At 37.7% G+C, this 21,567-nt stretch carries 19 protein-coding genes; 6 read left to right on the top strand and 13 right to left on the bottom strand.

The window, feature by feature from the left end:
• Positions 1-122 precede the first annotated feature (122 nt).
• The 6 genes from AAY42_RS06370 to AAY42_RS06395 all read left to right on the top strand — a co-directional run bounded on the left by AAY42_RS06370 (position 123) and on the right by AAY42_RS06395 (position 6,509).
• The gene (locus AAY42_RS06370; RefSeq protein WP_055393442.1) at positions 123-1,001 is read left to right on the top strand and encodes an inositol oxygenase family protein; all 879 of its coding nucleotides are present in this window, start codon (positions 123-125) and stop codon (positions 999-1,001) included.
• A gap of 15 nt (positions 1,002-1,016) precedes the next feature.
• Complete coding sequence (locus tag AAY42_RS06375; RefSeq protein ID WP_055393444.1) at positions 1,017-2,588, top strand: solute:sodium symporter family transporter; 1,572 nt, start codon at positions 1,017-1,019, stop codon at positions 2,586-2,588.
• A gap of 223 nt (positions 2,589-2,811) precedes the next feature.
• Positions 2,812-3,789 carry a cyclase family protein gene (locus AAY42_RS06380; protein WP_055393446.1) on the top strand — a complete coding sequence of 326 codons (978 nt, stop codon included), beginning with the start codon at positions 2,812-2,814 and terminating at the stop codon, positions 3,787-3,789.
• A gap of 11 nt (positions 3,790-3,800) precedes the next feature.
• Positions 3,801-4,796 (top strand): TRAP transporter substrate-binding protein, encoded by a 996-nt coding sequence (locus tag AAY42_RS06385; protein WP_055393447.1) that lies wholly within the window; start codon positions 3,801-3,803, stop codon positions 4,794-4,796.
• Complete coding sequence (locus tag AAY42_RS06390) at positions 4,780-5,238, top strand: TRAP transporter small permease (protein WP_055393449.1); 459 nt, start codon at positions 4,780-4,782, stop codon at positions 5,236-5,238. Before AAY42_RS06385 ends, AAY42_RS06390 begins: the two co-directional genes overlap by 17 nt.
• The gene (locus tag AAY42_RS06395; protein ID WP_055393451.1) at positions 5,235-6,509 is read left to right on the top strand and encodes a TRAP transporter large permease; all 1,275 of its coding nucleotides are present in this window, start codon (positions 5,235-5,237) and stop codon (positions 6,507-6,509) included. Before AAY42_RS06390 ends, AAY42_RS06395 begins: the two co-directional genes overlap by 4 nt.
• 30 nt (positions 6,510-6,539) lie before the next feature.
• Here the strand turns inward: AAY42_RS06395 and AAY42_RS06400 are convergent, their stop codons facing one another.
• From AAY42_RS06400 to AAY42_RS06460, 13 genes are all read right to left on the bottom strand, one after another.
• Positions 6,540-9,992 (bottom strand): pyruvate carboxylase, encoded by a 3,453-nt coding sequence (locus AAY42_RS06400; protein ID WP_055393452.1) that lies wholly within the window; start codon positions 9,990-9,992, stop codon positions 6,540-6,542.
• Positions 9,993-10,017: 25 nt separating this feature from the next.
• Positions 10,018-11,175, bottom strand: coding sequence for an alpha-hydroxy acid oxidase (locus AAY42_RS06405; RefSeq protein WP_055393454.1), 1,158 nt, complete (start codon positions 11,173-11,175; stop codon positions 10,018-10,020).
• Positions 11,172-11,501 (bottom strand): L-rhamnose mutarotase, encoded by a 330-nt coding sequence (locus tag AAY42_RS06410; protein ID WP_055393455.1) that lies wholly within the window; start codon positions 11,499-11,501, stop codon positions 11,172-11,174. The genes AAY42_RS06405 and AAY42_RS06410 overlap by 4 nt, the downstream gene beginning before the upstream one ends.
• A gap of 9 nt (positions 11,502-11,510) precedes the next feature.
• The gene (gene fucP, locus AAY42_RS06415) at positions 11,511-12,821 is read right to left on the bottom strand and encodes an L-fucose:H+ symporter permease (RefSeq protein ID WP_055393457.1); all 1,311 of its coding nucleotides are present in this window, start codon (positions 12,819-12,821) and stop codon (positions 11,511-11,513) included.
• Between the two features lie 17 nt (positions 12,822-12,838).
• On the bottom strand, positions 12,839-13,618 hold the full coding sequence (locus tag AAY42_RS06420; protein WP_055393459.1) for an L-fucose dehydrogenase: 780 nt from the start codon (positions 13,616-13,618) through the stop codon (positions 12,839-12,841).
• A gap of 1 nt (position 13,619) precedes the next feature.
• On the bottom strand, positions 13,620-15,062 hold the full coding sequence (locus tag AAY42_RS06425; RefSeq protein ID WP_082433345.1) for an alpha-L-fucosidase: 1,443 nt from the start codon (positions 15,060-15,062) through the stop codon (positions 13,620-13,622).
• Positions 15,063-15,082: 20 nt separating this feature from the next.
• On the bottom strand, positions 15,083-15,913 hold the full coding sequence (locus AAY42_RS06430; RefSeq protein WP_055393460.1) for an amidohydrolase family protein: 831 nt from the start codon (positions 15,911-15,913) through the stop codon (positions 15,083-15,085).
• Entirely contained in the window at positions 15,913-16,767 is an 855-nt protein-coding gene (locus AAY42_RS06435; protein ID WP_055393462.1) for a fumarylacetoacetate hydrolase family protein, read from the bottom strand. The genes AAY42_RS06430 and AAY42_RS06435 overlap by 1 nt, the downstream gene beginning before the upstream one ends.
• Before the next feature lie 16 nt (positions 16,768-16,783).
• Positions 16,784-17,557, bottom strand: coding sequence for an SDR family NAD(P)-dependent oxidoreductase (locus tag AAY42_RS06440; protein WP_055393464.1), 774 nt, complete (start codon positions 17,555-17,557; stop codon positions 16,784-16,786).
• Positions 17,547-18,887: an L-fuconate dehydratase gene (locus AAY42_RS06445; RefSeq protein ID WP_055393465.1), complete on the bottom strand. Its 1,341-nt coding sequence runs from the start codon at positions 18,885-18,887 to the stop codon at positions 17,547-17,549. Before AAY42_RS06445 ends, AAY42_RS06440 begins: the two co-directional genes overlap by 11 nt.
• 108 nt (positions 18,888-18,995) lie before the next feature.
• Positions 18,996-19,859 carry an AraC family transcriptional regulator gene (locus tag AAY42_RS06450; protein ID WP_055393467.1) on the bottom strand — a complete coding sequence of 288 codons (864 nt, stop codon included), beginning with the start codon at positions 19,857-19,859 and terminating at the stop codon, positions 18,996-18,998.
• 149 nt (positions 19,860-20,008) lie between these two features.
• Positions 20,009-20,755, bottom strand: a complete 747-nt coding sequence (locus AAY42_RS06455) for a ThuA domain-containing protein (RefSeq protein ID WP_055393468.1) — start codon at positions 20,753-20,755, stop codon at positions 20,009-20,011.
• Entirely contained in the window at positions 20,733-21,560 is an 828-nt protein-coding gene (locus tag AAY42_RS06460; RefSeq protein WP_055393470.1) for a 3-keto-disaccharide hydrolase, read from the bottom strand. The genes AAY42_RS06455 and AAY42_RS06460 overlap by 23 nt, the downstream gene beginning before the upstream one ends.
• Positions 21,561-21,567 lie beyond the last annotated feature (7 nt).

The raw sequence follows: 21,567 nt of genomic DNA on the forward strand, positions 1-21,567 counted from the left end.
ATAAAAATCAATCCATGCTTTTGGCAAAATACTCCATATAAGCTCTTACAGGAAATTATAATTTTATCTATGAGTAATTGACCTATATGTTTTAAAATAACATACCATTAAATTAAAATTCTATGAAGAATTCTTCCAAAGCAACAGACAAAAACCCAATGGATCAAGTTGATGATTGGGAAAATAGTTTATTGGAAAGATATCCTGATCCTGATGCCACGGCAAAGGAGAAAGAAGAATTCAGAAACTATGTCGATTCTGAAAGGGTTGAAGGGGTAAAAGAATTCTACCGTTTAAACCATACCTTCCAAACATATGACTTTGTTTGCGAAAAGGAGAAAGAATTTTTAAAGTTTGATAAAAAGGAAATGTCGCTTTGGGGTGCCGTTGAATACCTTAATACACTTGTTGACGATAGTGATCCGGATATTGACTTAGATCAACTACAGCATTTGCTACAAACTTCAGAAGCCATAAAACAAGATGGCCATCCAGATTGGTTCGTACTTACGGGTTTTATTCATGATATTGGAAAAGTGCTGTGCTTGTTCGGTGAACCGCAATGGGCCGTTGTTGGAGACACTTTTCCTGTTGGATGCAGTTTTTCGGACAAAATTGTATATCCAGAATTCTTTAAAGACAATCCCGATAGTACAGATGAAAGGTTTACATCCAAATATGGCGTCTATGAACCTAACTGTGGTCTGGACAATGTGAAAATGAGCTGGGGACATGATGAATATTTGTACCAGATTATGAAAAATCATTTACCGGACCCGGCATTGTATATTATTCGTTATCATTCTTTTTACGCCCAGCACAAAGAAGGAGCTTATGCCCACCTAATGAATGAAAAAGATCATGAAATGTTCGAATGGGTCAAAAAATTCAATCCATACGATTTATACTCCAAAGCTCCCACTCCACCGGATGCACAGGCGTTAAAACCCTATTACCAAGACTTAGTGTCAAAATATTTACCAGAAACATTGAAGTTTTAAGACAACACAACTCCAATGTTATTGACACTCCTCGGTTTTTTTGGTTTTACTTTTTTCGTGATTTTTTACACGATTTATAAATTACGCAAGGACAATTTTAAAACTGGAAAGGAGTACTTTTTAGCAGGAAAAAGCCTTACGGGGCCTATTATTGCAGGTTCCATGATTCTTACCAATATTTCCACGGAACATTTGATAGGAATGAATGGGAGTTCCTATAAAAATGGAATTATAGTCATTGCTTGGGAGGTTACTTCAGCAATTGCTCTGGTGATAGCTGCCATTTTTTTTCTTCCCCGTTTTATTCGCATGGGGCTTACCACAATTCCGGAGTTTCTTGAAAAACGTTTTGACGGAATTACAAGATCCGTTGTTGCATTATTATTGATGCTTTCCTTTGTAGTTACGCTACTTCCAATAGTTCTTTACACTGGGGCAATAAACATAGAAAGCGTTTTTAATTTTTCTGAACTGTTCAACATTACCAAAAGCGAAGGCCTTTTATATACCGTTTTGGCAATAGGAGTAATTGGTTCCTTATATGCAATTTTTGGTGGTTTAAAAGCAGTTGCCTATTCCGATACGTTAAATGGCATAGGCCTTATGTTGGGTGGATTGTTGATTCCGGCCATAGCATTGTACCAAATAGGAAAAGGTAATGTATTTGATGGTTTAAGTACAGTATATGATTTTGCTCCAGATAAATTTGACATTATTGGAGCACCAGATTCGGTATTACCATTTTCAGTTTTATTTACCGGGCTAATGATCAACCAAATTTATTTCTGGGGAATGAACCAGTCCATTATCCAAAGAGCCTTTGGGGCAAAAAACCTAGTTGAGGCGCAAAAAGGCCTAATCTATACGGGTGTTTTAAAACTGTTTGTGCCATTGATAATCGTATTGCCCGGATTGATTGCCTTTTACTATTTTAAAGACGCTTACTACGAAACACCAGACCTTATTTATCCAATGTTGGTAAAAAAGGTATTGCCAGCTTATTTATATGGTTTTTTCGCAGCGGTAATCTTGGGAGCAGTTCTTAGTACTTTCAACAGTGTTTTAAATTCTGCATCCACAGTTTTCTGTTATGACATCTATAAAAAGCTGATCAATAAAAGTGTTAGTGATGAAAAACTGGTTTATTATGGTAAAATGGTATCCATAATATTGGCCATTGTTGCTATTGCAGTTGCTCCATTAGTGGCCTATGCCCCAGATGGTCTTTATTTTTTACTTCAGGAATTGAATGGAATCTTTTTTATTCCAATCTCCTCCGTAATCCTGGCCGGTATCTTTGTTAAACAGGTAAATGCAAAAGGAGCCAAGGCTGGATTGTTTTTTGGTTTTGCATTTTACATACTTGCAACATTTATCTTAGAAGTCAACATCCATTTTGTTCATCTTTGGGGAATAGAGTTTGTCCTGAACTTTATTATTATGTTAGCGGTATCCAAAATGTATCCGAGTAAAGACTATGAAGATACCATTGAACAAGATACTAGTGATAAAAGCTGGCGATGGGTCAATGTTTCGGGTATAGTTTTAATAGCACTCACCATTCTAATTTACATTCTCCTATCATAAATCAAGGTTTTTTTGCTAAAAAAACCATCTTCTTTTAAGATCGTAATGTAATGGTCTGGGATTCATCTGTTACAAACTTTGTACTTTCTTGTACGGTCAGGCTAGAATTGGCTAAATTTAAAATCATCAATCTCGATTAACAGAAGTAAAGTAAGGTGGAAAGATTTAAAAATCAATCGCATATACTCTTAAAGAGGTTTATATCATCAAAACACAATTTTTAATGAAAAAAGCACTATTAATTGCGGTGTTATTGATTCCATTCATAGCGCTTCAGGCCCAGAGCAAAGAAGAAGGACCTTGGTGGCCACACCCAATCTGGGGTGAAGGTGATCAAGCCGGAGCATCAAATTGGATTACTCCTGAAAAAATAGTACAATCATTCAAATTGGTAGAAACTGGAAAGATATATGAACTTGGACAAGTTTACGAAGCTGGAATGCCCCTTTTTGGCAAAAGAATCTATGAAATGAGAAGTCCAGGAGCACCAAGTGGTGGACCAGTAGGTGAAAATAACCTCATCTTTAATGAAGAACTTTTGATAACCGAAATTGGTCAAGTGGGCACACAGTTTGATGGCCCAGGACATGTTGGCGCTCAGATGAAATTTGATAATGGTTCAATCAAAGATGTCTATTATAACGGATTTACAGGAGAAGAAATATATGATAGTGCAGGACTTAAAAAGCTTGGAGTGGAGCATATAAAGCCGATAATTACCAAAGGTTTTCTAATTGATATTGCCGGATATAAAAATCTCACCGTTCTTCCCAATAGCTATGAAGTAACTGTTGATGACGTTAAAGGTGCTCTTAAAAAACAAGGGATAAAAGAAAGTGATATTGAAAATGGAGATGTTCTATTATTTCGATTTGGATGGGCAACACTTTGGAATGCCCCAGAAGCGTATAACAAAAATCCACCAGGCATAGGATTAGAAGTTGCTCAATGGGTGGTGGACAAAAATGTGACAATGGTAGGATCTGACCAATTTGGGACAGAGGTTATACCCAATTCAAATTCAGATTTGGAAGCTCCCGTACACCAATTTCTGATCGCTCAAAATGGCGTTTTTAATTTGGAAAACCTTAATCTTGAAGAATTGGCTTCGGATAAGACTTATAATTTCCTATTCATTTTTACCCCTATAAGATTTAAGGGAGCAACGGGTTCACCCGGTCGTCCCATCGCCATTAAATAGTAAAGGATTACATGCAAAGAATAGCACTATTTGGCCTTTTTTTCGTTTTCTTTTTTTTGGGCTGCCAAGAAAAAGAAGAGCCTGAATTTTTGCTGAGGGCAAGCCACTTGGTCAATGAAAACCATACCTGGTACCAAGCCTTTGAATATTTTGCGGCACAAATAGAGGAGCGTTCCAATGGTAGAATAAAGGTTGAAAATTATCACTCAGAACAACTGGCCAAAGAAATAGAGGCAATTCGGCTTATTCAAGCTGGGGTAATAGACATGACCACTACAGGTTCCATGCTTAACAATTGGATTGAAATTGTTGCATTTAGTGAAATGCCCTTTTTATTAAGGGATTCCATAGACATGCAAAACCTTATCAATGGTCCTATCGGACAAAAGATTGATAGTGAAATGCGAACCAAAACTGGGTTAAGAACCATGGGGTATTTTCAGAGAGGACCCAGGCACCTTACCTCAAATAGAGCCATCAAGCATCCAGATGATTTAAAAGGCCTTATTATACGTGTTCCAAGTGTACCCTCATTTGTAACAGCGTGGGAAGCCTTAGGAGCAAAACCAACTCCCATGGCATTTTCTGAGGTATTTACCTCCTTGCAGCAAGGAACCATTCAAGCTCAAGAAAATCCTTTTGCAATGATCAATAGCGCGGGATTTTCAGAGGTGCAAAAATATATTAACCTGACAGCACATGTTGTAAGCTGGACCTATCCTGTAATTGGTGAAAAGCAATATCAATCTTTTCCTGATGACCTAAAGAAAATATTTGACGAGTGCGCTGCCGAAATGGTACACTATGAACATCGACTTTTTATCAACAATGAAAAAAGTGTACAGCAAGAGTTGAAAGACAAGGGAATGACCCTTATTGAGGTTGACAAAGATGCTTTTAACCAGAAGTGTAGTGATGCCCTATTTAATAGCTTGTCTCCAGAAATGAAAAAAATATACTACCAAGTTCAAGAAATGAAAAAGCAAAGAGATGAAAAAACTCATTGAACGCATACTGAAACTTGGAACCCTTGTTAGCACCTTTGGGTTTTTAAGTGCAACATTGACACAAATTTATGCAAGGTTTTTAATGGATAGCGCACCGTCTTGGACAGAGGAAGCTTCACGTTTCTTTTTTGTGTATGCAATGAGTTTTGCAGCTGGATTGGCAATGAAGGATGACTATTATGTGAGTTTGGATATATTTTACAACAAATTAAAAACCAAACACCAACAAATCGTAGATGTCCTCATTTCCCTCTCAATTTTTGTGCTGTTTTCTATTGTTGGGATTTTTGCATTGCAGTACGTTGCTTTGGGAATCCCTGAAAGTTCGCCTAGCTTGGGTGCACCCATGGCCATTGCATTTACAAGTATTGTTGTAATGTCTTTATCTATTTGCATTTATGCATTTTACAGTTTAAAAACCAACCTCAAAAAAACCAAATGATAGCAGTTCTGATACTAGTTTTTATTGTTTGTCTTGTCCTCAGGTTTCCAATTGCTTTTTCATTGGGAATATCCTGTTTGGCCTATGTTCTGGTAAAGGGAATACCTTTAGTTATACTTCCAGCCAAGATGTATTCTGGAATCGATGTATTTATTCTTCTGAGCGTCCCTGGTTTTATTTTATCCGGAAATCTGATGAATGCAGGAGGGTTAACGGAAAAAATCATAGCGTTTTGCAATCACCTTATGGGGCATATTCGAGGTGGGTTGGCTTTGGCAAATATTGGAACTTCCATGCTCTTTGCTGGAATTTCTGGAACAGCCATTTCCGATACGGCAAGTATAGGTGCTGTTATAATTCCAGCCATGAAAAAAGAAGGCTATGAGGCTGGTTTTTCATGTGCTGTAACAGCCTCATCTTCCACCGTTGGGCCAATTATTCCTCCTAGTGTCCCTATGATCATAGCTGCAACATTAAGTGGTTTGTCTGTTGGCCGATTGTTCCTTGCAGGAGCTATTCCAGGTTTATTATTGGGTATGGGAATGATGGGAGTTGCGTATTACATCTCAAAAAAAAGAAAATATCCAAAACACCCAAGAAGTAGTTTTAAGCAGGTAGCCAAAGGTTTTTTAGATACATTTTGGTCACTTTTAATGACTTTTATAATCCTCTTTGGAATTGTTGGTGGCATCTTCACCCCTACCGAAGCTTCAATTATAGCTGTTTTATATGCATTGCTAATAGGCACATTCGTTTATAAAAAACTCAACCTAAAAAATATTCAGCACATTGTTCTGGATTCGATGAAGACCTCTGCCTCACTGATGGTCTTAATCGGATTTGCCAATTTATTTGGCTGGATCTTGCTTACAGAAAGACTTCCTCAAGTAATTTCCGAAGGGATACTTGATTTTTCAAACAATAAATTTGTGGTCTTACTCTTGATAAACATATTGTTGATATTCGTGGGAACCTTTATGGAAACCATTGCAGCACTATTGGTTCTTTTTCCAATCTTGTTGAAAGTTGCATTGGCCGTTGGAGTAGACCCAATTCATTTTGCGGTAATCGCTGTGCTCAATCTTATGATTGGCTTGACAACACCACCAGTAGGTATCTGTTTATTTGTTTCATCAAGCATAGGAAAAGTTTCAATGACCGAGGTCAGTAAATCCAGTCTTCCCTTTCTGGGGATATCATTCCTGGTTTTAATTCTCGTTACCCTTTTCCCTGAGATTTCATTGTTCTTGCCTAAATTATTTATGGATTAGAACAAAGTCCTAGCATCTAATAAACTGTTCCTATTTCAAAACCAGAATCAAATCATCGCTGTTTACTAGCGAACCAGATGTCAATTGAATACGCTCCACAATTCCTTCTTCTGTAGCGGTAACCGTGGTTTCCATTTTCATGGCTTCAATAATGAATAAAGGCTGATTTTTCTTTATTTCCTGACCTTTCTTTACAAGAACATTTGACAATAACCCTTGCAATGGAGACCCTATTTCCTTTGGGTTGGAAGTATCGGCTTTTACATTCTCCTTTTTCTCAACTTTAATGGACTTATCCTTAACAATGACGTTGCTCAACTGGCCATTCACTTTAAAGAACAGGTTCACGTTACCGGAACTGTCAGGTTCTCCAACCAATTGCAATTGCACCAAAATGTTTTTTCCCTGGTCAATTTCAACCATAATCTCCTCTCCTACATCCATGCCGTAGAAGAAATTTTTGGTCGGTATGTTCAGTACATTTCCATAGAGTACATGGTGATCATATGCATCTTGAAAAACTTTTGGGTACAATTTATAGGAAAGAAAATCGGTTATCTGCAAATCACGACCCATTCCTTTCTTAAATTTTCGTTTGAACGCTTTAAATTCCTTGTCAAAGTCTATAGGTTCCAGATGGGCATTTGGCCTATCCGTATAGGGTTTTTCATCCTTTAAAATGATTTTCTGAAGCTTTTTTGGAAAACCACCAACAGGTTGTCCTAAGTCTCCTCTAAAGAAACTGATTACCGATTGCGGAAAGGAAATAGTCTCTCCACGTTCCAAAACGTCTTCAACGGTCAAACCATTACTGATTAAATACTGTGCCATATCTCCAACTACTTTGGAGCTTGGTGTAACCTTAACTATATCCCCAAAAAGTTCATTGACCTCTCCATACATCTTGGTCACCTCCGGAAACTTATCTTCCAATCCCAAGGCAATCGCTTGACCTTTTAAATTAGAATATTGTCCTCCAGGAATTTCGTGGGAGTATACTTCTCCTGTTCCTGCCTTAAGTCCAGATTCAAAAGGGTAATAATAATTTCTTACGGTTTCCCAATAGTTTGAATATTCAGCAAGCTTTTCAGTGTCAAGTTTATTTTCACGCTCGTGGAAACGTAGCATTTCCGTTACCGAATTAAAGTTAGGTTGGGAAGTAAGCCCCGAAAGTCCACCAAGTGCCACATCAACCACATCAACCCCAGCCTCAATTGCCTTTAAATACATTGCCGCCTGAATGGACGAGGTATCATGGGTATGCAAATGAATTGGAATATTAATCTCTGATTTTAAAGCCGAAATAAGCTCATATGCCGCTCCCGGTTTAAGAAGCCCCGCCATATCCTTTACCCCCAAAATATGGGCTCCGGCATTTTCAATATCCTTGGCAAGCTGAATGTAGTACTTTAAATCATACTTACTTTTGGATGGATTAAGAATATCACCCGTATAACAAATAGAGGCTTCGGCAAGTCCTTGAGTTCTGTTCCGTACGTGTTCAATACATGGGGCAATGGATTTCATCCAATTGAGCGAATCGAAAATACGGAAAACATCCACCCCTGTTTCCCAGGATTGTTCCACAAATTTTTCAATCAAATTATCCGGATAAGCTGTATATCCCACTCCGTTTGAACCACGAATCAACATCTGGAGCAATAAATTGGGCATTGCTTTGCGCAATGATGCCAAACGCTCCCATGGATTTTCCTTAAGGAATCGTAAGCAAACATCAAAAGTAGCGCCTCCCCATACTTCCATACTGAAAATGTCTGGGTGATTCTTTGCAAAACCTTCAGCAACCTTCAACATATCTGTAGTACGCATGCGGGTCGCCAAAAGACTCTGATGTGCATCGCGCATGGTAGTATCTGTAAAATGAACCTTTTTTTCATTCTTTAACCATGCTGCAAATTGCTCGGGACCCAGTTCAGTTAACAAGTCTTTAGTACCTTTTGAATAAGGCTCGTTTTTGGGAAATGTAGGTATAATGGGTTTTGAAAAAACGTGGTCTGGGTTTACCTTTTTTACATCTGGATTACCATTAACGATGGTTTCCGCCAAATACTGTACAACCTTGTTGGCCCGGTTTCTAGATTCCTTAATCTCAAAAAGTGCTGGTTCATTCTTAATAAAGTTAACCGTAACCTTCCCTTCCCTAAATGTGGGATGGCTCAAGATATTATCCAAAAAGGCCATGTTGGTATTGATTCCCCTAATACGGAACTCTGCCAATGCCCTACGCATTTTACGGCAGGAACCGTCCAAGGTCCTGCTCAGTGCTGAAACTTTTACCAGCATGGAATCAAAGAAGGGAGAGATACGTACACCTTGATATATGCTTCCCGCATCTAAACGAATTCCCAATCCTGAAGCACTTCTATAGGTTGTTACCACACCATAATCTGGCTTAAAATCATTGGCTGGATCTTCCGTTGTAATTCTGCATTGTAGTGCATATCCAGTAATAGTGATGGATTCCTGATCCTTTATCTTAATCTGTTGATCCGAAAGCTTGTATCCACCAGCAATAAACAACTGTGCTTTTACCAAATCGATATTCGTAATCATTTCGGTAACGGTGTGCTCAACCTGTATTCTCGGGTTTACCTCTATAAAATAAATGCTCCCATCTTCATCAACCAAAAACTCTACGGTGCCAATATTGTTATAGTCAACTGCTTTGCATATATCCACAGCATATTTATATAGGCTATCCCTAGTCTCCTGAGGAAGCCCTAAAGACGGTGCAAATTCAATTACCTTTTGATAACGACGTTGCACGGAACAATCTCTTTCATAGAGATGGACAATATTCCCATGGGTATCCGCAACAATCTGAATTTCTATATGCTTCGGATTCTCAACAAATTTTTCCAAAAAAACGGTATCATCTCCAAAAGCATTCAAGGCTTCACGTTTGGCTTCTGGATAGCCTTTCTTTAAGTCCTCAGGAGTGCGAATGACCCGCATTCCACGTCCTCCTCCTCCAGATGCCGCTTTTAGCATAATAGGATATCCAATAATATCAGCTTCACTTAAAGCTATATTAATAGTATCTAAATCTTTGCTACTACTTCTGATAATGGGAACATTATTCGCTACCGCGACCTCTTTTGCAGTTATTTTATCTCCCAGGGCCTTTAAAACCGAAACTTTTGGACCTACGAAAACGATTTCGTTGTTAGCACATTTTTGCGCCAATTCGGCATTTTCAGATAAAAAGCCATACCCGGGATGAATAGCATCAACATTATTCTTTTTAGCGATTGTAATTATCGCATCTATGTCCAAGTATGGTTTTAAGGGGTCTGCATCTTCTCCAATCTGATATGACTCATCCGCTTTATAACGGTGTAAGGAGTACCTATCTTCATATGTATAAATCCCAACTGTTTTTAAGCCAATTTCAACGCAGGCCCTAAAAATACGAATTGCAATTTCCCCTCTATTGGCAACTAAAACTTTTTTTATTTCCATGTTTAATCTCTAATTCTGAAAATTTTTATTTTTTGATTAAATGCGCTGGAAAATCTTCTATTTTTTCACAGCAAATTTGTTCCATTACTTGTTGAAGCTCTGTTTTTAATAATGATATGGTATGATCCCCTCCTTTTTTACCCAATGCAGAAACGCCATACATAAAAGATCTTCCCATAAAGGTAAATGCTGCTCCAGATGCTAGCGATCTAGCAACATCCGGTCCAGAGCGCAGACCACTGTCCATCATTACCGTAATTTTATCTCCATATTTTTCCGCTATCCGAGAAAGTGGTTTAATCGTGGATTCACCGGCGTCTAATTGTCTTCCTCCATGATTGGATACAATAACACCATCAAGACCTAACTTTATGGCTTTTTCTGCATCAGCTTCGTTTGCAACACCTTTTAACACCAACTTCCCTTTCCACATATCCCGTATAGGCTTAATTTTTTCTTCGTTAAGCCTACCAGAAAAGGTTTGGTCCATGAATTTTCCCAATTGTTTCAAATCCAAGTTTTTGGGCATATATGGTTTTAAAGTCTGAAAGTTTGGTTGTCCATATTTAAGGGTTTGTAAAGCCCAATGTGGTCTGCCAAAAACTTGGATTATATTCTTTATGTTCATTTTTGGTGGCATGGCCAATCCGTTTCTTATATCTCTTGGCCTAAAACCGAATGTTGGCACATCACACAGGATTACCAGCACAGGGCATTCGGCAGCATCAGCTCTTTTGATGATATCATCCCGTAAACTATTCTCCGCTGGATGGTACAATTGAAACCACGCTTTTCCCTCGGTTATTTCAGCAACTCGTTCAATGCTGCTTGTGGTTACCGTACTTAATATAAAAGGAATGTTATGCTCAAAAGCTGCTTTTGCCAAGATTTCCGGGGAATTGGGCCACATAAGTCCTTGTAATCCAACTGGTGCTATTCCAAAAGGTGCATCATATGTTTGACCAAAGAGATTGGTTTTCATGTTAGACCCAGTATGTTTACTCAAATAGTAGGGCAACAACTCAACATCTCGAATCTCAGCAGTATTTTTATGCAGATTGACATCTTCGTTGCAACCTCCATCCAAGTACTCAAATGCAAACTTTGGAATTTTTTTCTTAGCCCTTTCCCTTAAGTCGGATATGGAAGGGTAGTTTGTATTTAATGATAATTTCTTGCTCATAATTCAAAAATATGTTCCATCAATCTCCATTTTTCTCCCGGTTCTGCTTTTGGAAGTGCTTGTTGATATTTCCACATCAAGGTTTCCCATTCTTGGACTTTTGGGTTATTCTCGTCTTTTTTTTGTTTTGCTTCAAATGAGAAGGTATCATCAACATCCATTATCATAAATAACCTATTTTCCACCAAATAGATATCCAATTTTTCTATTCCTGAGGTTTTAATGCTTTCAATAATCTCTGGCCATACATTTTGATGGTATTTTTTATACTCCAAAATTAATTCAGAATCATCTTTTAAATCCAATGCAAAACAATGACGTTTCATTATTATTTTTTATTTCCCTAAATGTAGTTTATGCACTTTATTACCGTAAAATGCAATCAACAGAAAACACACTAAAGGTAGTACAAAAGAAAAATTAACTTCCGCCACACCTAAGATTTTGGTATCGTTTACCCCTGTTCCACCTGCATCAATTATCAAACCTTGCAAACCTGGCATTACGGCCCCTCCCACTATGGCCATAACAAGACCAGCGGCTCCAATTTTAGATTGTTCTTCATCCAATCCTTCCAATGCTGTGCCATATATAGTAGGAAACATCAAGGACATGAAAAAAGATGCCGCAACTAAACAATATAACCCAAGTATGCCTTCAATTGCGATTGCGCCAACGGCCACTAAGCCTGCTAAAAGGGAAAAGTACATAAGTAATTTGCCCGATGAAACAAAACGCAGCATATATGTTCCAATAGCCCGACCGACCAAGAAAAGGATAAATGCAGCAAATTGATAGTTGGCAGCAGTTTCACTATCTATACCAATTGCCTCTGCATATTGATAAATATAGGTCCAGCACATAATTTGTGCCCCTACATTACATATTTGGGCAATCACACCCAGACCATACTTCTTATTTGAAAAAAGTGAAGAAAACGTCTTACCTATACTTGGAATTTCCCCATCGCCTTTTGCCTGGGGCATTTTACTAATCGCAATCAAAATGAAAACCCCAATGATAACCAATCCCAGTATAACATATGGGTCGCGTATTACTGCTAAATCTGATGTACGGATTAAAGCTTTTTTCGCTTCATCCAAAACAGAATAGTTCTCTATATCATCGGATTGCAAATTTTTAAGAACAAATTGTTGCGCAATCAAAAGTCCCAGAATTAACCCCACCGGGTTAAACGCCTGTGCCAAATTCAACCTTTGAGTGGCTGTTCTTGGGTCGCCCATAGCCAAAATATAGGGATTTGCCGTAGTTTCTAAAAAAGCAAGACCAAAAGTTAAAATGTATAATCCTAAACAGAAAAACCAAAACTGTTCTGTTATTGCAGCTGGATAAAATAGCAAAGCACCTCCCGCATATAATGCCAAACCTATTAACACTCCAACTTTATACGAGTACTTTCTTACAAAAAGTGCAGCTGGCAAAGCCATACAGAAATATCCACCATAAAAAGCCATTTGCACCCATGAAGCTTGTGCATTTGATAGTTCCAATATTTTTTTAAACGCCTGAACCATTGGGTCTGTTACCGCGTTGGCAAAACCCCAAAGAGCAAATAAAGACGTTATTAGGATAAATGGAATTATTACTTTTTTTGATACTACTGGTGGTTTTTGGTTTTCTTCCATGTTTGGTTTTTACTAATTTATAAAGATCTGTCCAAGTGGGTATACCCACCATCAACAAATATCAATTGTCCGGTTGTATGACTCGATTTTTTTGAAAGCAGGAATGATACCATATCTGCAATTTCTGTGGTCGTGGTCATTCTGTTCTCCAAAGGAATCTTATCGGTAATTTCGCTTAGTTTCTCTTCTGGGTTTTCAAATGTTTTTATCCATTTTTCATACAATGGCGTATAACACTCCGCTACAATAAGAGCATTTACCCGAATTGAATACGGAAGCAATTCCACAGCCCATTCCCGGGTCAGTGCGTTTCGGCCTCCATTGGCCGCAGCATAACCTGATGTTCCTCCTTGGCCCGTGAATGAGGTTTTGGAACCAATGTTCACAATAGCTCCCTTGCTTTTCTTTAATTCTGGTAACGCATTTTGCGCCATAAGGTAATAGTGGGTAAGATTACGATGCAAGGATCTTACAAAATCAGCATGATTTCCATTTTCTAGACCCACGGAGTCATTAATTCCAGCATTGTTGACTAATCCATCTATTCGCTTATATGTATTTATTGCAGTATTCACTGCATTTTTACACTGCTCAGGATCCGTAAGCTCAGCAATGAAATAACTAGCCTGGCCACCATCATTTTCAATTTGGGAAACTGTTGCAATTAAATTTTCTTTATTTCTGCCAAGAATGAATAGTATGGCTCCTTCCTGAGCTAAAGCTAAACATATCCCTTTACCAATTCCAGAGGAACCTCCGGTTACAATTATAACTTTATCTTTTAATTCTAAATCCATTCTATTCTATAATCCTTTCTTCACCTATTATTTTAAATACCCATGCACTTGATTCTGCCAAGTTAATTTTTGCTTCTTTAGGCAACTCTATGGACAATCCATCTATATCTGAAAAAGTATATGCTATGGGTTTGTTGTAGCCCAAGAGCATAATTTCGGAATCTTTAGCTGGTTTTACGTAATTGAGCTTAATATTTTCTGCAGTGTTATCAAAAGAAGCAACATAATAGATGCTTTCTTCTTTTTTCTTAATGTAGCGAAAGTTTTCACCTTCTTTGTAGTTTCTATCAAGCTTTTCGGTTTCATAAATGGCCTCTCCATTTATTTTCAACCAATCTCCCATTTTTTGTAACCTTTCAACACTTGGTACTGGAATAATACCTTCAGCTGTTGGTCCTACATTGAGTAAATAGTTTCCACCTTTTGCAGCAACATCCACCAAATTGAAAATCAAGACCTCAGCATCCTTCCAATTATGATCATTGGTTTTAAATCCCCAAGTATCGTTCATCGTCATACAGGACTCCCAGTCAACATCTGCTGTTCCTGCTAAAATTTCTTGTTCAGGTGTTCCAAAATCGCCAATATATTTATCATCACTATTCATTCCTTGGTACCCCTGTCTTCCTTTGTCCACTCGATTATTAATAATCAAGCTAGGTTTGAGTTCTCTAAGGTATTGGTAAAGGTCAAGCCCCATTTCATGTGTATAGGCAGGAATCCATTCTCCATCAAACCATAGAACTTCTGGGTCATAGTTTTCAATAAGTTCTTTGAGTTGTGGTTTCATATAATGCTCCACGTATTCTGGAAACTCTGGGTTTATAAGCGTACTATCCAAACTGTTATATTTTGGATATTTTTTTCCTTGTGCCTGTGGATGGTGCCAGTCCATTATGGAATGGTACATCCCAAAACTAATACCTTCTTCTTTACAAGCAGCAGAAAGCTCTTTTAAAATATCCCTTTTGAAGGGTGTATAATCCACCATATCATACTCTGAATATTTTGAATCCCAAAGGGCAAAACCATCATGGTGCTTTGAAGTAATTATCACATATTTCATACCAGCCTGCTTCATAATCTTTGCCCATTCTCTGGCATCAAAATCTACCGGGTTGAATTTTTTGGCAAATTTTTCATATTCTTCTACAGGTATTTTCCCTTTTTCCATAATCCATTCGCCAATACCTTTTACTTCTTCGCCATTATATATTCCTGCAGGAACGGAATATACACCCCAATGAATAAACATGCCAAACTTAGCATCTCTCCACCACTTCATCCGAGCATCAAAATCCTTATCTGATTCCTTTAGATAATCAACTTTTGCAATTTCCTCGGATGCCATTTGGTCTGTGTTCTCCTTCTTCTGCTCTTTGCATGAAAAGGAGAGGGATATCATCAAAAAAAGTAGTGCAATTGGTTTTAGATTATACTTCATTTACTATGAATCTTATTAATTTATGCCGATAGTTTATAAAAGCTGGCTGCTGCACCTCCTAATATGTTATTTTGCTCATCTTTGGTCAATTGCCTAATGTATTCTTTTACAATTCCAAATACCTCATCGTACTTACCTGCCAATAAACATACAGGCCAGTCCGAACCATACATGATACGATCTGTACCAAACGCATTTATTATTTTTTCAATATATGGATAAATATCATGTGGTTTCCAGTTATTCCAATCTGCTTCAGTCACCATTCCCGATAATTTGCAATATACATTTGGATGTTTGGCGAGTGCTTCAATATCAGCTCTCCAATTGTCCATTTCTCCATCTTTAATATTGGGCTTCCCCAAATGGTCCAACACAAAGCGTTGTTCTGGAAAACGTTCTACCAATGCTATACTATTCTTCAATTGATTTGGAAATACCAAAATATCATAAGATAGATCAAACTGTTTCAATTGCTCAATTCCATGCTGAAACGACTTTTGTAACATAAAATCGTTATTCTCAGCTTGAAGAATATGTCTAACTCCCTTAAAATATGGGTTTTTTGAAAAATGCCCCAACCGTTCCGAAACATTGGAAGCACACAAATCCACCCAACCAACAACACCTTTTATAAAGTTGTTTTCGTTGGCCAAGTGCAATAAAAATTCAGTTTCCTTTTCAGATTGGTCAGCCTGTACTGCTACACAGCCATCAATTCCATTTTGTTCCAGTAAATCTTCCAAGTCATCAGGGAAAAAATCCCTACGAATAGTTTCCATAGAGTCATCAATCCAACTATCTCTAATAGGATCATATTTCCAAAAATGTTGATGACTATCTATTTTCATTACTTATATGCCTTGGCAAGCTGTTTTGAAGTACCCAAACCTTTTATACCCAACTCAACCACATCACCTGCCTTTAGGTATTTAGGAGGATCAAATCCTAGTCCCACACCAAAAGGTGTTCCTGTTGAAATAATATCTCCTGGCAACAAGGTCATATATTGACTAATATAGCTTACAAGTTGGGGGATATTAAAAACCAAATCTGAGGTGTTGCTATGTTGCATCGTTTCTCCATTGAGCGTTAACCAAAGGTCCAAATCATGCGGATCCGCTATTTCATCCCTACTTACAACGTAAGGTCCAATCGGGGCAAATGTGTCACAACTTTTGCCTTTTACCCATTGACCTTCTTTTTCAAGTTGGAATTCCCGTTCACTATAATCATTATGTAAAACGTACCCTGCAACATGGTTCATTGCATCTACTTCTTCTACATAGCTTGCTTTTTGTCCGATGACCACTCCCAATTCAACTTCCCAATCCGTCTTTTTACTTCCTTTTGGGATTACAACATCATCATTTGGACCTACAATGGCTGATGTAGCCTTGAAGAACAACACAGGTTCTTTGGGAAGCTCCATTCCGCTTTCCTCAGCATGTTTTGCATAATTAAGACCAACGCAAACTATTTTCGAGGGTCTTTTAATTGGAGGGCCAAGTCTGGTTTCCAAATCTACATTAGGTAATTCTTCGGTTTGGACTTCTATCCATGATTCAAGTCTATCTATACCATTGGACCCAAAAAAAGATTCGTCAAAATCTTCCCCAAAACCCGAAACATCTAATCGTTCCCCATTGTTTAACTCAATTCCTGGTTTTTCTTTTCCCGCGTTTCCAAATCGGATTAATTTCATATTCTATTTATTTCTATTAACCATTCAATTTTATAAATCCTCCATCAATTGGAAAATCTGTTCCTGTAATAAAAGAGGCCTCATCCGAGCATAGATAGAGGGCTAGATTTCCTACCTCCTCCGGAGTTCCCATTCGCCCAATTGGTTGGGTTTTGGATAGTTTTTCAAACATTTCCTCTTCGTTTCCTGGATAGTTTTTTTTGATAAATCCATCAACAAAGGGAGTATGTATTCGAGCTGGAGAAATGCTATTGCAACGAATTCCATATTCCAAATAATCCTTGGCAACGGAATAAGTCATAGTAAGAACAGCCCCTTTGCTCATGGAATAGGCAAATCTATCTGAAATGCCCACTGAAGATGCAATGGAAGCCATATTCAAAATAATACCTCCATTTTTTTTCATGTGGTCGATTACTGCATATATACAATTGTATACTCCTTTGATATTGACATCATAGACCTTGTCCAAATCCGATTCTGAAGTGTTTTCTATATTTCCTATATGCGCAATTCCAGCGTTATTCACCAGAATATCCACTCCTTTTGTTTCTAGAATAGGTTTTACTGCCGACACAACATCTTGCTGTTTGGCAACATTGCACTCATAGGCTTGAGCCTCTCCTCCCTCACTGAGAATCTCATCAACGGTTTCTTTTGCGTTTTCTAAATTCAATTCTAGAATATGTACAAAAGCACCTTGACTGGCAAAGGTTTTGGAAATGGCCCTACCAATACCACTTCCACCTCCAGTAATCAAAACATTTTTTCCTTTTAGGCTAAACTTCATATAAGCTAGTTTTGTCTATTTTCTCATTTTTCCAATATTCTCCATTGGGAAAAATATACGTTTTCAAAGAGTCTTCTTTCATAGTTATACTATACCCGGGAAGTTTCGGTGGCATATAAGCCCCATTTTTAATGACAACCGGATCATAAAAATGCTCGTGTAAATGATCCACATATTCTATAATCCTATCTTCTTGAGAACCGCTTATTGCAATATAGTCTATCATGGACAAATGTTGCACATATTCACAGAGTCCAACACCTCCTGCATGTGGGCAAACTGGTATTTTAAATTTAGCGGCCATCAACAAAATGGCCAATATTTCGTTTACCCCTCCTACCCTGCAACTATCAATCTGACAAATACCTAAAGCACCTGCTTGCATTAATTGTTTAAAAATCACACGGTTTTGACAATGTTCCCCGGTAGCTACTTCTATTGGTTTTACAGCTTTTGCAATTTTAGCATGACCCAAAATATCATCTGGACTTGTAGGTTCTTCAATCCACCATGGGTTAAATACCTTCAATGATTCCATATTGGTAATGGCTTCGTCCACATCCCATTTTTGATTGGCATCCATCATTAATTTTAAATCATCTCCAATCTCTTCTCGAATGATTGCAGCTCTTCGCATATCATCATCCAAATCTGAACCAACCTTAATTTTCATATGCTTGAAACCCTGTTCTTTTGCCTCCCGACAAAGACGTCTCATTTTATCATCTGAATAGCCCAACCAACCAGCCGATGTAGTATACGCCGGATATCCATTGGCCAACAAACTATCAATACGCTTTTGCTTGGAATCTTCGTTGTTTTTTAGCATTTGTAATGCTTCCGAAGGGGTAATGGCGTCAGTAATGTATGTGAAGTCAATACAGGAAACCAATTCTTCTGGAGACATGTCCGCCAAAAGCTTCCAAAGTGGTTTTCCTTCTATTTTTGCATACAAGTCCCAAACCGCGTTTACCACAGCTCCCGTGGCTAAATGGATTACGCCTTTTTCCGGGCCAAGCCAACGCAATTGACTATCTCCGGTTATCATCTTCCAAAATTCACCCATATTGGAGGTGAAACTGTCCAATGATTTACCTTTTACTAAATATGAAAGTGATTTTATAGCTTGAACACATAATTCATTGCCTCTACCTATGGTAAAAGTGAGTCCGTGTCCTTCAATGTTTTCAGGATGATCAGTTTTTAAGATAACATATGCTGCTGAATAGTCTGGATCTGGATTCATAGCATCCGAGCCATCAAGAGATTTACTGGTTGGGAATCGAATGTCCTTTACAATAACCTCTGTAATCGTCAATGAGTCTGCCATTTGGTTAAATTTTAAACTAAACAAAACTAACCCTCCTATCGCTTACAAACTACCTAAAAGGATACCATTTTTGATACTTTTTTTGCTTAAAAAAACAAACAGTGAATCTTAACTTTTGTGGTAATTAAAATATGAAGAAGGGGACTTTCCCTTAATCATTTTGAATTGTCTATTGAAATTTGAAATGTTATTAAACCCCGATAAGAATGCAATGGAAGTGATACTTTCATTATTTTCCAATAACAATTTACAAGCGTACCCGATTCTAATTTCATTGAGATATTTTGTAAATGGTTTTCTATGGGTCTTTTTAAAAAATCTACTAAATGCAGATTTATTCATTCCCACAATTTTTGCAACATCCCCTGATCCAATTGGGCTATTGAAATTTTCAAAAACGTACTCATAGATTTTGTCCAACCTCCTATTTTCCGTCTTATGGAATGAATTTAAAAAGCCACTACTGGAAAGGAGCTGGTATTCCTTATGTTTGGATAGAAGGCTGAGAATTTCAATTATTTTGATTATCTGGGCCATTGGATCAAGATTAACCAAAATCTTCAACTCGTTTATTACATTTTCATCTGCATTTAAAAATTTGACCCCTTGTTCCGCTCTGTGCAAAAGGTTTGCGATAGGTTGCATTTCGGGGACGTTCAAAAAATCAGGTCCCAAAAAATCTTTTTTAAAGTGAACGGAAATTGCTTCAGCTTCAAGTGAAGAATCCTTCTCAAAATACTTGTCATCATTCAACCACATATGGGGAACATTTTTCCCGATCAAAACAATATCGCCAACATCAAATTTCTCAATATTGTCCCCTACAAAACGCATCCCCGAACTTTGAATTATTACAACAAGTTCAAATTCAACATGAAAATGCCATATCCTTAAAAAATTCTGATAAAGGTTATGTGAAACCGTAAGTGATCTATCTACTATGCTTGATCTATCGAGTAAATGAAGTTTCATAAATTGGAATTAAAATACCTGGGTACGTAATTTAACAAATGTATAAAAAGCATTGGTTTGTGTCTGAACTCTAAGTCAAAACACATGGCTTTAAGCTAAAATTCTTACAAACGGTTTATTTAAGCCAAACTTCAGCATATTGTTTCATCTCATTTCGGAGTTTTATCCACTAACCATTCCAATGCGTTTAGCACCAATTGCTGAAAGTAGCGATTCGTTGCCGCTCCCACGCCATGTCCAAGTGAGGTATAAAAAACCTTTCCCTTTCCATGCCTTCTAACCCAAGCTACAGCAGTTCTCTTTCCTTCATGTTCGGCCTCTATAAGCAAGGTTGATCCCTCTTGCTGCTGTTTAAAAAAGTACATCTCGTCATAAATCTCAAATGGCCCTATATTTTTTGTGATAGGGTGGTTAGGCTCCTTGATCTCTACAGGAAATCTATGGATAGGCGGATGTCCGTTGAATACTGCTCCCAATACTTTGCTATATTCATTTCGCTGTATGGTATCTTTACTTAAAGCTGCGGTAGCTGAATGCAAGCCCAAGACAGGCCTTCCTTCCTTTACAGCATTTAGAAAGCCTGAAAGCTGTTCAGAGGTCATACTTTTGGGCATTCCATTCATTATTATTACATCATATTGGTCCAATGGTCTCGTAAAAACATCATAGTCTTCAGTATACGTAACATAATATTCATGACGTACTTCCAAAAATCTTCGAAGTACGGCGGCAACCCCTAAATGATCGTGCCAGTTACCACCGGCTGTATAAAGTATATGTATTTTATTCTCTGGACTACGGTCACGATAATCGTAGAAACGATTTTGGGCATTTAAACACAACACTATTAGAAATAGTACTCCAAAAATTACACTATCCTTTTGTAGATTTTTCATTTATTTTTTTTAATTGAATATCCTTAAATCTAATTAGTAGTTCATTTTTACCATGAACCTGAAGTGCTATCTTTCCATGCATACCCACATTTTGCTCTTTATGTATCTGATCATTCAATATGCCCTCTCCATCAAAATCAGTTACAACAACCCCATTAAGTATAGATTTTATATACGTTCCTTTACAGATAATGTGAAGTTGGTTCCATGATGGAGTGTCATCTGAATAATAAAATGGAGCATTATTGTCTGCTTCTTCAGGCTTAAGGGCTGGGCTAGGCATACTGGGATATATCCATCTGTTGTAACCATCAGATTCATCATAAAGCAGTCCTGTTCTAAACGGACCGGGAGGATGAATATCAAATTGGGGACCATCGATATCCCCTCCGTCGTAAAACCTGCTACGCACCTGTATACCACTATTCCCAGGACTATCCCTGTACGCTTGAAACTTTATTTTCAACTCAAAATCGGACAGTTCTTCTTCATAAAATAACCATACGGCTGCATGATCTCTATCTCCAATAGTATTGCAGGTTATGGTGCCGTTTTCCACTTTCCAATAGTTTTTAGCAACATCGTCTGGACTTCCATAGACTTTCCACCCATCCAAAGTCTTGCCATCAAAAATTGAAACAAAATCGCTATCCAAATCTTGCGTTCCAATCTTTGGGCTGTTTACCCTTGAACCGCTATTTGTTGGCTTGATTTCTGAAAATGCACTGGCAAGGATTACCAATAGCAGCCCAAATGAAATGGAAAAGGTTAAACGAAATTGTTGCTTGTTTTTTTGAATTTTCATCTCATTT

The organism is Flagellimonas eckloniae (assembly GCF_001413955.1).
In the GTDB taxonomy this organism is placed as follows: Bacteria; Bacteroidota; Bacteroidia; order Flavobacteriales; family Flavobacteriaceae; genus Flagellimonas; species Flagellimonas eckloniae.

What these genes read in the sequence shown, in the direction of transcription:
- AAY42_RS06460 (WP_055393470.1), bottom strand. Translation starts at nt 21,560, where the DNA reads ATGAAAATTCAAAAAAACAAGCAACAATTTCGTTTAACCTTTTCCATT.
- AAY42_RS06430 (WP_055393460.1), bottom strand. Translation starts at nt 15,913, where the DNA reads ATGAAAATAGATAGTCATCAACATTTTTGGAAATATGATCCTATTAGA.
- AAY42_RS06420 (WP_055393459.1), bottom strand. Translation starts at nt 13,618, where the DNA reads ATGGATTTAGAATTAAAAGATAAAGTTATAATTGTAACCGGAGGTTCC.
- AAY42_RS06410 (WP_055393455.1), bottom strand. Translation starts at nt 11,501, where the DNA reads ATGAAACGTCATTGTTTTGCATTGGATTTAAAAGATGATTCTGAATTA.
- AAY42_RS06440 (WP_055393464.1), bottom strand. Translation starts at nt 17,557, where the DNA reads ATGAAGTTTAGCCTAAAAGGAAAAAATGTTTTGATTACTGGAGGTGGA.
- AAY42_RS06390 (WP_055393449.1), top strand. Translation starts at nt 4,780, where the DNA reads ATGAAAAAACTCATTGAACGCATACTGAAACTTGGAACCCTTGTTAGC.
- AAY42_RS06400 (WP_055393452.1), bottom strand. Translation starts at nt 9,992, where the DNA reads ATGGAAATAAAAAAAGTTTTAGTTGCCAATAGAGGGGAAATTGCAATT.
- AAY42_RS06370 (WP_055393442.1), top strand. Translation starts at nt 123, where the DNA reads ATGAAGAATTCTTCCAAAGCAACAGACAAAAACCCAATGGATCAAGTT.
- AAY42_RS06380 (WP_055393446.1), top strand. Translation starts at nt 2,812, where the DNA reads ATGAAAAAAGCACTATTAATTGCGGTGTTATTGATTCCATTCATAGCG.
- AAY42_RS06435 (WP_055393462.1), bottom strand. Translation starts at nt 16,767, where the DNA reads ATGAAATTAATCCGATTTGGAAACGCGGGAAAAGAAAAACCAGGAATT.
- AAY42_RS06375 (WP_055393444.1), top strand. Translation starts at nt 1,017, where the DNA reads ATGTTATTGACACTCCTCGGTTTTTTTGGTTTTACTTTTTTCGTGATT.
- AAY42_RS06445 (WP_055393465.1), bottom strand. Translation starts at nt 18,887, where the DNA reads ATGGCAGACTCATTGACGATTACAGAGGTTATTGTAAAGGACATTCGA.
- AAY42_RS06385 (WP_055393447.1), top strand. Translation starts at nt 3,801, where the DNA reads ATGCAAAGAATAGCACTATTTGGCCTTTTTTTCGTTTTCTTTTTTTTG.
- AAY42_RS06455 (WP_055393468.1), bottom strand. Translation starts at nt 20,755, where the DNA reads ATGAAAAATCTACAAAAGGATAGTGTAATTTTTGGAGTACTATTTCTA.
- AAY42_RS06395 (WP_055393451.1), top strand. Translation starts at nt 5,235, where the DNA reads ATGATAGCAGTTCTGATACTAGTTTTTATTGTTTGTCTTGTCCTCAGG.
- AAY42_RS06405 (WP_055393454.1), bottom strand. Translation starts at nt 11,175, where the DNA reads ATGAGCAAGAAATTATCATTAAATACAAACTACCCTTCCATATCCGAC.
- fucP (WP_055393457.1), bottom strand. Translation starts at nt 12,821, where the DNA reads ATGGAAGAAAACCAAAAACCACCAGTAGTATCAAAAAAAGTAATAATT.
- AAY42_RS06425 (WP_082433345.1), bottom strand. Translation starts at nt 15,062, where the DNA reads ATGAAGTATAATCTAAAACCAATTGCACTACTTTTTTTGATGATATCC.
- AAY42_RS06450 (WP_055393467.1), bottom strand. Translation starts at nt 19,859, where the DNA reads ATGAAACTTCATTTACTCGATAGATCAAGCATAGTAGATAGATCACTT.